4 protein-coding genes are annotated in these 11,556 nt (G+C 45.1%); 2 read left to right on the plus strand and 2 right to left on the minus strand.

Features of this window, described 5'->3' with window-relative positions:
- Positions 1-66 precede the first annotated feature (66 nt).
- Together rtxA and BDD30_RS22630 are read left to right on the plus strand one after the other, a co-directional pair.
- Positions 67-10,356 carry an MARTX multifunctional-autoprocessing repeats-in-toxin holotoxin RtxA gene (gene rtxA, locus BDD30_RS22625; RefSeq protein ID WP_015835140.1) on the plus strand — a complete coding sequence of 3,430 codons (10,290 nt, stop codon included), beginning with the start codon at positions 67-69 and terminating at the stop codon, positions 10,354-10,356.
- Between the two features lie 97 nt (positions 10,357-10,453).
- Positions 10,454-10,759, plus strand: a complete 306-nt coding sequence (locus BDD30_RS22630) for a SymE family type I addiction module toxin (RefSeq protein WP_041382893.1) — start codon at positions 10,454-10,456, stop codon at positions 10,757-10,759.
- 117 nt (positions 10,760-10,876) lie between these two features.
- Here the strand turns inward: BDD30_RS22630 and BDD30_RS22635 are convergent, their stop codons facing one another.
- Entirely contained in the window at positions 10,877-11,104 is a 228-nt protein-coding gene (locus BDD30_RS22635; protein ID WP_015835138.1) for a hypothetical protein, read from the minus strand.
- Positions 11,098-11,544 (minus strand): Tse2 family ADP-ribosyltransferase toxin, encoded by a 447-nt coding sequence (locus tag BDD30_RS24500; protein WP_387795771.1) that lies wholly within the window; start codon positions 11,542-11,544, stop codon positions 11,098-11,100. The genes BDD30_RS22635 and BDD30_RS24500 overlap by 7 nt, the downstream gene beginning before the upstream one ends.
- Positions 11,545-11,556: the final 12 nt, after the last annotated feature.

Genomic DNA, 11,556 nt, shown 5'->3' on the forward strand with positions numbered 1-11,556 from the left:
TTCAACATTGTTGTTATATCTGTCAGATACAATTTTAAATTTTATATTAAACTAATGGAATTGTTTATGGGTAAATCATCAAGCAGGAGCGCAGAATATTTTTTTACCGGAAATTATTTCGCTGATGACGATAATAATGACATTAATGCTATTGGATTTGGTGGTTACATTTATGCCCGCGGCGGGAATGACTATATTACGTTGGGTTCAATAGCGGCTAAGGTATATACCGGTACCGGTAATGACACGGTGGTTGGTGGTACTGCGTATTTAGAAATCGAGGATTCTACGGGTAATTTGACCGTAAAAGGGGGGGCAGGTTACGCAGATATTGATAAAAGTGGTGATGGTGATGTTTTATTTTCTGGCGCAGCGGGTAGTGTTTTCCTGAATCATACAGGTAACCACGGTGAGCTGGATTTTACTGGTGCGGCTGTTTATAACGAAATGATCCGTAAAGGGCTAACCGGTGAGATAAGCTTTGAAGGGGCTGGTGGCTACAATAAATTATGGCATGAAATTAATCAGGGTAATTTGTACTTTTATGGCGCAGGGGCGGGTAACCAAATCGACCACACTTGGTATGACCGCTATAAAGGAAGCTCTGGAGATGTGACGTTTAATGGTGCAGGTGCTGCAAATAGCATCAGTTCGCGAATTGAAAGTGGTAGCATTAATTTCACTGGGGCAGGAGCAGATAACCACATTATACGTAAAGGTAAAGCAGGTGATATTACCTTGAGTGGTGCAGGAGCTTCGAACCGAATTAAGCGTATTCGCCAAAAAGAAGATATCTATGTGCAGACCCATGGTGATATCACCTTTGAAGGCACAGGTGGTTATAACAAAATTTACTCTGATATTGCACACGGTAATATCAGCTTCTCCGGGGCTGGTGCCTACAATCAAATATCAAGAATCGGCGCAGATAAGGATTTTCTTAGTGAGGCACTGGAATATGCTAAGGCTGGAGAGGTAGTCTTAACCACTGCGACAATGGGAGGAAGTTGGATTCTGGAATCCCAGCCAGTGACTGGCATAAAGTCAACGATGGAGCCTGATACTTATCTCTTCGCATTTGCTGATGAAATGTATACCAAAATCAGCAAAGTTCATCTTCTTAACGATCCCGAAACCGGTAAGCTCAATTATTACGCTACCTCTTGGTATAAAGAGGGTAAACATCTTAAAGATCTTGCTTCAGCGGATATATCTTCAGCTAATGGATTTATCAATCTAAACATCAATGATGCCTACCGCCTTTTTAATTTGGGTGTTGAACATCATCAACCCGTTACCATTTGTTCAGTTGAGGAGAATGTCACTGGAAACGAATGGATTATTTATGCCGGTGGGACAACGGTTAAAGCGGAAGATATCACGCTGCTCCATGCAAAAATGGGAGGGCCGGCGATTTGTGCTAATGGTGAGAAAGTTGATGTTTCTGCGGTGAAATCTAACCGTCAACCGAACACGTATATGTATGCCAAATATTTGGGATCGCACACCAAAGTAGTGGTCGTTAAGTTGGAAAACGATCCGATTACGGAGGAACTTAAATACTTTGCCTGTGCATGGTACAAGGCCGGTGATCATACTGGCAATTTGGCTGATGAAGAAGTTTCGACCGCAAACGATTATTACGCTATCAGTGCTGATAGCTGCATGTTAAGTCAGCTGCAATATAGTCTTGATACAACGATACGTCGGGCCTCTGATCGGTTGGCGCATACCGAAGAATACCTTCAGCAGGAGTTGGTAAGCGCGTTTACCAAAAATGGTGCCAGTTCCGGTGATATTCATTTTAGCGGTGCAGGTGGTGGAAATGTGATTACCTCCAGTGTCACCCGTGGCAATGTCGATTTTGAAGGTGGAGGCATTGCTAACATCATTGTAAGACATGGTGAAGAAGGAAATCTGACGTTTCATGGTGCCGGTTTAGCAAATGTTGTTGTTCATCAAAGCCTGCGGGGAGAAATGGATGTTAACGCCGGCGGCGCAGCGAACGTATTTGTACGAATCGGTGATGGCCGATATCTGGCCCATCTTTTGGCGGTTGGTAATATCTCGATTCATAAAGGCAACGGCAACAGCCAAGTGATGCTGTTGGGTGGCTACAATACGCACACGCATATTGGTAACGGTAGAGCGAACTGGTCAGGTGCGGGTGGTTTTAATCTTATGGCCCAAAAGGGTAATGGCAATGTGTCCTCGGTGCTGGTGGGCGGCGCGAATGTGCTAACTAAGATTGGTGACGGTGATCTGGTTTCCGGCATGTTAGGGGGGGCCAACATTATCACGCATATCAGTGGTGATGTTGAAATGTCAAATACCAAGGTAATTGCGTTAGGTGGCGCTAATGTTCTTACTAAGAAAGGGCATGGCAATGTGTTGGCTGTGATGGGGGGTGGTGCAAACGTTCTAACCCACATTGGTAACGGCAATACAACGGGCGTTATGCTGGGTGGTGCCAATATTCTGACCAAAATAGGAAACGGCGATACGATTGGTACCATGCTGGGGATAGGTAATGTACTGACTCATGTCGGTGACGGTCAGACATTGGGCGTGATGGGGGCGGCGGGCAATATCTTCACGAAAGTTGGGGATGGTACCGCGATTGCCGCCATGATCGGCGTGGGCAACCTCTTTACCCATGTTGGCAAGGGCGATGCGTGGGCGTTGATGGGAGGAGCCGTGAACATCTTTACCAAAGTGGGTGACGGTAATGCGTTGGCACTGATGGTTGCTGTCGGCAATGTGTTTACCCATATTGGCGATGGCACGAGCGTTGCTCTGATGTTAGCAAAAGGTAATATCGCGACCAAAGTGGGTAACGGTATGACTCTGTCGGCGATGATTGGTGAAGCCAATATCTTTACCCATGTGGGCGAGGGTAATACTTTTGCTGCCATGATCGGTGGTGCCAATGTGCTGACAAAAGTCGGTGATGATCTGACCGCCGCCTTGATGATTGGCAAAGCTAATATTTATTCGCATATGGGTGATGGCACCAGTATTGGCTTGTTTGCTGGTGAACTGAATGTGATGACCAAAGTGGGTGACGGTATAACGCTGGCGGCAATGTTTGGTCAAGCCAATATTATGACTCATGCGGGCAATGGCCTGACGGGTGTTTTGGCGCAGGGTGAAGCGAATATTGTTACTAAAGTGGGTCATGATTTTATGGGGGTTGTTGCCGCAGCGAAAGCTAACATCATCACGCATGTAGGCGACTCGGCAACCGCTGGAGTACTACTTAGCAAAGGGAATATTCTGACGAAAGTGGGAAATGGTACGACCATCGGCCTGCTTGTTTCCGATGTGGGTAACATCATGACTCATGTCGGTGATGGGACTACAGTCGGTTTCGCTAAAGGTAAAGCGAATATTATTACCAAAGTGGGGAATGGTGCTGGAATTAACGCTGTTTGGGGTGAGGCTAATATTCTGACGCAAAAAGGTGATGGTGATCGTTACAACTTTGCGAAAGGTGAAGCGAACATTATTACGAAAGTGGGTGATGGACAAGAAGTTGCGGTTGTTCAGGGGGATACCAATATTATCACTCATGCGGGTAGTGGTGATGATTATACGGGGGCCTGGGGCAAAGCAAATGTTATCACTAAGGTCGGTGATGGGCGCAATGTGGTGTTAGCTAAAGGTGACGCTAATATTGTGACTCAGGTGGGGCAGGGTGACAGCTTTAGCGCCTTGTGGGGTAAAGGCAATATCGTTACCAAAGTGGGTGATGGTAAGCAGGTTACTGCGGCAAAAGGTCAGGCCAACATCACGACAACGGTAGGTAACGGCTTAAGTGTGAGTACGGTTCACGGCGACTTTAACGTGAATACCAAAGTCGGTGATGGTGTTTCGGTTAATCTGGCATGGGGTCAGTACAATGTTAATACCAACATTGGAAATGGTCTGAATGTTGCGGTTATGAAAGGCAAAGGTAATGCCAATATCCATGTTGGTGATGGTTTGGGTATCAATGTCTCTTATGCACGTAATAACGTGGCGATTAAGATTGGTAACGGTGATTTTTACAGCCTTGCCATTGCAGAAAGTAGCACCGAAAGCAATAAACTCGCTGCTTTCTTTGAAAATATCAAACAAACGGCATTAGGTGTAGGCGGCAGTCAAGCGATCAACTATCTGATTCAGGGGGATGAGGCCAGCACATCTGGCACACATAAGGGCCGTGGTGCGATTAATATAACCAAAGTCTCTGCGATTGACGGGTTTAAAATGGAGGAAATTGCGCCGTTAGGTTCGGATTTGAACAGTCGCTTGAGGGGCTCTGTGACAGAGATAGCAACGCCAGAGCTCGATAAGATTCATCGTTCATTAGATATTAACGAAAATGCTGATTCAGGCCAGAAAACCAATTTGATCATCAATGGTAATTTTGAACAAGGTAATCATGGTTGGTTAACAACCAATGGTATTGAGGCATATCACCCGGCGAGTGCTTACGGCTTGGATAATGCAGGTCATGGAGAGCGAGTCAGTGAGCTTGATGCGGATAAAAACACCACTATTTATCAGGACCTGCAAAACCTGTTTGAAGGAGAAGTGATTTTACTGAGCTTTGATTTTGCCAATCGTCCCAATGCTTATCTTACCAACAATGGTATGGAGGTTTTTTGGAACGGTAAATCTGTATTCTCAACATCTGGAGATGTCACTCGATGGCAAAATAAAACGCTGGAGTTGACAGCAAAAACGGGTAGTAACCGAATTGAGTTTAAAGGTACTGGTTTAAATGATGGGGTGGGTTATGTACTGGATAATATCGTCGCAAAATCTGAGAATTCCAGACAAGTCAATGCCGTTACCGAACACGCGCAACAGGATAGAGCGGCGCAAGATGCGTTAAACGATAAAGAAAAAGCCGAAGAAGATCGTCGCCTCCTGGAGCAAGAAAAAGATAAACAACTGGCAGCGATTGCAGAAACACAATTTCAACTTAAATCAACAGATCAGACGGTGTTAAACACCAATGGGCAAATGCAGCGTGATGCAGTGAAAGAAGAATCACAGGCAATCACTAACGAACTTATCTCAATGACTCAAGGTCTGGATGTACTCAGTGACTATGCGAATGACTACGGTGAGTCAGGTGACCAATGGCGTAATCAATTTGCTGTCGGATTTTTGGGTAATGTTCAGGATAAATTGGATGACACCAAGCATCTTGCACAGGAAAAAATAGTTAATGCGGAACGAATTGTTGCCGGTAACAATCAAGAAGTCAAAAAAGCGGTAGCAAAATCAGAGGTAGGTGTAGCGCAAAGTGAGCAACATCGTGCCAGCGTGAAACAAGATATTGCGAAAGCGCGGATAAGGGCAGAATTAAGAAAAAAAGAGGCGTTTTCACAACAAGCGGAAAAAGCGGCAAACGATGCCAATATTGCCTATCAGAATGCGGAAAAGCAGGGTAAACGTGACATTGCGGTTGCCGAGGAGAAAGTAGTTCAGGCACGAACTGATGCGCAAAGTGTGCAGCAAAGTGATAATGCTAAACCGCAACGTGCAGGTGCCTCTGGCAGTGGTTTGTCTGGAAAGGCTTATCAATCGGCGGAGATGGTAGAAACTGGCAACCATGCTAACCCTGAATCTGTCGTACATGCCGATGGGCGATTTAGTACAGGATTAACAGAAGAAGATTTGGGCATACTGAAAGAGGCGAAAGGTGCCATTAGCCGATTGCAGATTAATGCCAATTTCCGCCATTCGGTGAACAATCAATTCTCAGTAGAGAAAAACCATAAAAATCTAACGACGAATACGCTGATCGACAATAAAGAAAAAGCATTACCCGTAATATCGGGACCTGATAAACAAGTCGCTTATTCTCAAAATCGTGATGTCATTAAGGGAGATGTGTTGCAAAAAATTGACAACAAAATCTTCGACTTTATGGCATCTGGAAAAGAGCTGGAGGCTTATTCATTCCATTTCAGCCAGGATGTCAATTTGTTGGATAAACTCAGTAAGATGATTCCTGAAATTGGCAGCGTACTCCTGACAGACGGAAATAAGGCTGAGTCAAAATCACTGCGTCAGGGATTATGCTTTGCCTTATCTGCTCGTTATTTGATGGAAGAACGGGTACATGGCTCTGGGGGCGGTAAAGCTTATATGATGTGGTTGAAGGATGCCGTTAAAGCTTATAACGACACCTCAGTTAATAAGAAAACCGATATTAACTCTATTGAATCCTCTTTGTTGACCCAATATCGCCGCCAAAATATCGGTCCGGTGATTGAAGATTTATTGTCGATGCAGTACAGCCAGTCGATGGATAGCTCCACGCTTGCGGCGTATAACAAAGCCAATGCTGCTTATGGCGGAAAACTAAAAGCCAATGGGCTGACCGGGCCGAATATTCGCACTGCGTTGAATTATGAGGCTGAAGGCTATGAATCTGTCATGGATAAATTGCGTAATGTAAAAAAATCCACTTACATGACATTTATGTCTGAAGAACATGCCATGTCGGTTGTGGTGGATAAAAATGGAACTCAAACGGTTTGGTCGTTCTATGATCCTAACTATGGTGCTAAGTCGTTTGCCAATTACCATGATTTTCGCCGTTTTATGGACGCTTTCCATAAAGGATACCTTACGGGTTATATAGGTTATAAATTCCAAGCGAGTAAAGAATCCAGCCAAAGTTTCTATGTTCAATTCAATAAGTTTGAAAAGGGAACCATTGCGAAATATGACGGCGTTTGGAAACAGGCTCGTGAGGGCGAGCAAGGTTACATACTGCGTGCTCTGAAAGAGCAGGGCAAGATTTTTACCTGGGGTTCAGGTGTCACCGGGCGCGTGGTTGATTACGGTGAAGGAGAAATAACGCTGGAAGTGACAACGAAGCAAAGCAAAAAAATCCTGGTGGAAGTTGAGAGCAATAACTTTAAACAGGCTGCCAGTTTCGTGCAGTCGAATATCAGCAAGATCCTGACTTACCCGGTAGCAAACAAACTGATATTAAAAGCTTCAGCTGAGGGTGACATGATGTTCCCCGGGTTGGAAAAACTGTCATCAAATGACACGGTTAAAAATAAAAACGCAGAAAATTGGGAACGTGTGGCTGTCACCCCCCAAATTGATGATCGTGAAACTCGTTTCACTGGTCAGGTTATTATTCAGCTGGAGGATGATCCGGTAGTCGCTAAAGCAGCCGCTAATCTGGCGGGTAAACATCCTGATTCTAGCGTGGTTGTACAGCTCGGTTCCGATGGTAAATACCATGTGGTTTATGGAAATCCGTCTAAATTATCAGGCATATTACGCTGGCAAATTGTGGGGCATGGCCGTGACGGATCAGCGCAGAATAACATTCGCCTGAGTGGTTACAGTGCTGATGAACTGGCAGTAAAACTACAACAGTTCAGTCAAAATCTTCGGCGGGCAGATAAACCTAGTCACATCAGCATCGTGGGTTGTTCTCTGATCAGTGATGACAAACGGGACGGTTTTGCCCGTCGTTTTATCGTCGCTATGGATAAACAAGGTATTCGCAGTGATGTTTCCGCCCGCCGTAGCGAAGTGGCGGTTGATGTTAGTGGTCGTAAATTTACCCGTGACCAAAATAACCAATGGGTTAACAACCTGCCTGATAACAAAATCGTATTCAAATGGAATAAACAGGGTGAACTGACGACCAGTACAGAAAGGGTTATTCGCGGTATTGCTGAAAGTGATATCACCCTCTCCAGAGTGGGATACACCGATGCCGATGCCATGGCTAAAGGGGCGATTGCGGAGCATCATCGTGTTTTTACAGAGCCTGAAAAACGTAAAAAGAGTATTGAGATTGCCACAAACGATAAACTAAATCGCTTGCTCAGTTACTCTGGCAATATTCAGATAAACGTGGGTGAAGGAGAGTTTACAGCGCTCAATTGGGGAACATCGAACGTAGGCGTTAAAGTGGGAACTGGAGGTTTTAAATCACTGGCTTTCGGTGATAACAATGTAATGGTTCACATCGGCCATGGTGATAGCAAACACAGCTTCGATATTGGCGGCTACCAAGCGTTTGAAGGAGCACAGATGTTTATTGGTAACCGTAACATCAGTTTTAACCAAGGACGAAGTAATGATCTGATCGTCATGATGGATAAATCCATTCCAACGCCACCATTGGTCAATTCATTTGACGGTGCGGTTCGTGTTACTGGTGTACTGAAATCGATTTCCCGTTCTGGTGAAGAACAGGATTGGTTAACGGAACAAGATCAGCAGTGGACAGTCGCCGGCGCGGAGAAGTTTGTGCAGGATATATCTGGCTTAGACCAAACCAGCAGTGTGGACTACAAGACATTGGTTAATCTGGATTCACAACATGAACGAAGCAGTCGTGGCTTGAAGAGTGACGCGGAAGCAACGTTGAACAAGAGATACTACCAATGGCTAAGTGGTAATAGTACGGATACAAGCAACATGAGCCGTGCAAATAAATTTCGTCAGGCTGATCAGAGGCTGGCTTTCAATTTTGCGGTTGGCGGACGTGGGGCCGATATCCAGGTTACAACTGGTAATTGGAACTTAATGTTCGGTGACAATATCCAGTCGATTCTGGATACTAACTTGGGTTCGCTGTTTGGTCTGATGAGCCAGCAATTCACGGCAACCGGGCTAGTAAAGACCACCTTCACCTATAGCCCGCAGGACTTGCCGCGTCAGCTTAAAAACAAATTACTTGGTCGGTTGGCAGGTGTCAGTGCGGATACCACCTTAGCGGATATCTTTGGTGTGGATTACACCGCGGAGGGGCAAATTGTTTCCCGTACAGGCGAGTCGGTTGATGGCGAGGTGATTCTGCGCGAGATGCTGGAAGTGATAGGAGAATTTAGCGGTGACCAACTGAAAGTCTTCACTAACCCAGAAAAATTACTTGATGGTTTGCGAGCAGGCATCGATATGGGGGCAGATGGTGTCAGGTCATTTGCGGAAAGTCATGGGCTGATAGGGAAAACGCTTAAGGAAAACCCGGAACAAGGATCGCCGGTTATTATTAACAATAGAGAGAATGCTCAGGCTAACGACAAATCAGAGCGTACATTTGGCTTTAATTCACTGAACTTGCCTAACCTGTTTGCGACGATATTCAGTCAAGAGAAGCAAGCAGAAATGAAGTCATTAATGGCTAACTTAAAAGAAAATTTAACGGCAGATCTGCTTAACATGGAGCAAAAAACCTTTGATTTCCTGCGTAACAGTGGTCATCTGCAAGGAGATGGTGACATGCATATATCGCTGGGGAACTATAACTTCAACTGGGGTGGTGACGGTAAAGATCTCAGCGCTTATCTGGGCGATAACAACAACTTCTGGGGTGGTCGTGGTGATGATGTTTATTACTCGATGGGTACCTCCAACATCTTTACGGGCGGTGAAGGGAATGACCTGGGCGTTTTGATGGGGCGTGAAAACTGGATGTTTGGTGGAAATGGTGATGATACCGCCGTGGTGGCCGGACGTATTAACTATGCCTTTATGGGCGAAGGTAATGATCAAGCCTTTGTCTTTGGTGAAGGTGGTTTTGTTGATGCGGGTAACGGGCAGGATTACGTTGTCACCTCTGGTAACTACAATCGGGTGGATACTGGGGCAGGTCAGGACTATGCGGTGACCATCGGCAATAACAACCGAGTTGATTTAGGTGAAGGTAATGACTGTGCCAGAGTGTTTGGCAACGATAACCGAATTGATGGCAGCATCGGTAACGATGAGATCAAACTCATGGGTTACCATGCGGTGATTAATGGCGGAGAAGGTGATGATCACCTGATAGCTGCCGCGATTTCGAAGTTCAGCCAATTTGACGGTGGTGATGGTCAGGATTTGTTAGTGCTAGGAGGTTATCAGAACAGCTTCCAGGGCGGGGCAGGTGTAGACAGTTTTGTGGTCAGTGACGAAGTGATTGATAGCCGGGTTAATGATATCAACGCAGAAGACATCATTCTGTTGCACAATCTTGACTGGAAAAATCTGTGGTTCCAACGCAGCGGATATGATCTGGTGCTGTCGGTGAATCGTCATTCTAGGGACAAAACCGCTCAAGGCATATTTGAATCGGTGGGGTCAGTCACCTTTGATGATTACTTTAATGGTCATCGCGCCAAATTGGTGATGCAGATGGGGGATAAAAACGCATCAGGTGAGGGTGAATTTACCGCATTTTCTGACAGTATGGTTGATTCTTTAATCCAGACAATGAGTAGTTTTGCACCAACATCGGGGGATAACGGTTTTATTGAGAATTTGGACAGTAAAGCGAAAATCGCCATTACAACCGCGTGGACTGATGCAGCGATTGGTAGAGGGAAATTTGCTTAATTAACCTGAACTTTGCTTGCTTCAGGCTAAATTTATAAAGCTTCCCTGATGAGCGTCAAAAATGACGTCATGGATGCCTGAATGCGCCAGTCCATTTATGGCTAAGGCGCATTCTAAAACAGAACGTTATTATTATACGGTGGATTATGTGCTGAATAGCAACCGGGTCAGCAAGGCTACACCGGCGATACATCTTAAAGGGCAGTGGCTTAGACAGGCGGGGTTTAATACCGGCGGCCAGATTACCGTGAAGGTGATGGACGGTTGTCTGGTGCTGATCCCTGACAGCGATGATACCCGCACCATCAAGCAACAGTACCAGCGCCAGCAGGATCAACTTAGTGATATTAAGCTGAGAATGCGTGAGCTGATTGGTGAGTACAAGCATAAGAGCAGAAATTGAGCGGCTACAGAGTGCGCTAGCCTATCACCGATATTCATACGATAAAAACAAATAATACCGGAATATCCATTTGATCTTCCGGTATTAAATTTATATTTCCACTTTTAGATACTAGATCTAGTAAAGATCTAAATCAGGATTACAAAAACCTTCAACAAAATCTAATAAATCCCAAATTGTATCTTCATTTTCATCAGATATAAGGCTGTTCAAGGCATCTCGCATAGATTCTTTTGTCATTCCTTTATCCCTAAATAAAACAAGTAGTTCTCTGAGTTCCAAAAGATTCTTATTTGACTGAATTTTCTCAGTCAAGGCATTCATTAGTTCTTGCTCTATTAGCATCTTGTCCATTTACCTTTTAAGTTAGCTAGTGCTTGCTGGTATTTCGTTAATGACATCGTGCGCTTAGGCTGAATAGTCCCATGACCTGGCTTATCTGGTACATGTTTTAAGTCATCACCAAGATCCGTTGTATCCATTTTCCAGACAGGATCTTTACCTGTACCACCATGTTCAGGAGGCCTTCTATGGGAAGGTAAATCTTGCGGTGATGGTGATACTGATACACCACCTGTATTGGGGTGAACATTTCCATGTGCATCTACAGGAAGATCTCCATTTGGCCTTGCTCCTAATGTTCTAGCAGTTTCACCAGGTTTAGGTTGACCATTCTCTTCTGTCATTCCTCGATATATATATGTACCACTCAACCCCCAAGGATCGATCCACGTCACCGGATTGGGCGCATAAGTGTATAAGTTCAGGCCCCCCGCCAGCCCAATCGGGTCTTCGGC

It is taken from the genome of Photorhabdus asymbiotica, assembly GCF_003634575.1.
GTDB classification, from domain to species: Bacteria; Pseudomonadota; Gammaproteobacteria; order Enterobacterales; family Enterobacteriaceae; genus Photorhabdus; species Photorhabdus asymbiotica.

Coding starts and splice junctions, on each gene's coding strand:
- BDD30_RS22635 (WP_015835138.1), bottom strand. CDS start 11,104: ATGCTAATAGAGCAAGAACTAATGAATGCCTTGACTGAGAAAATTCAG.
- BDD30_RS22630 (WP_041382893.1), top strand. CDS start 10,454: ATGGCTAAGGCGCATTCTAAAACAGAACGTTATTATTATACGGTGGAT.
- rtxA (WP_015835140.1), top strand. CDS start 67: ATGGGTAAATCATCAAGCAGGAGCGCAGAATATTTTTTTACCGGAAAT.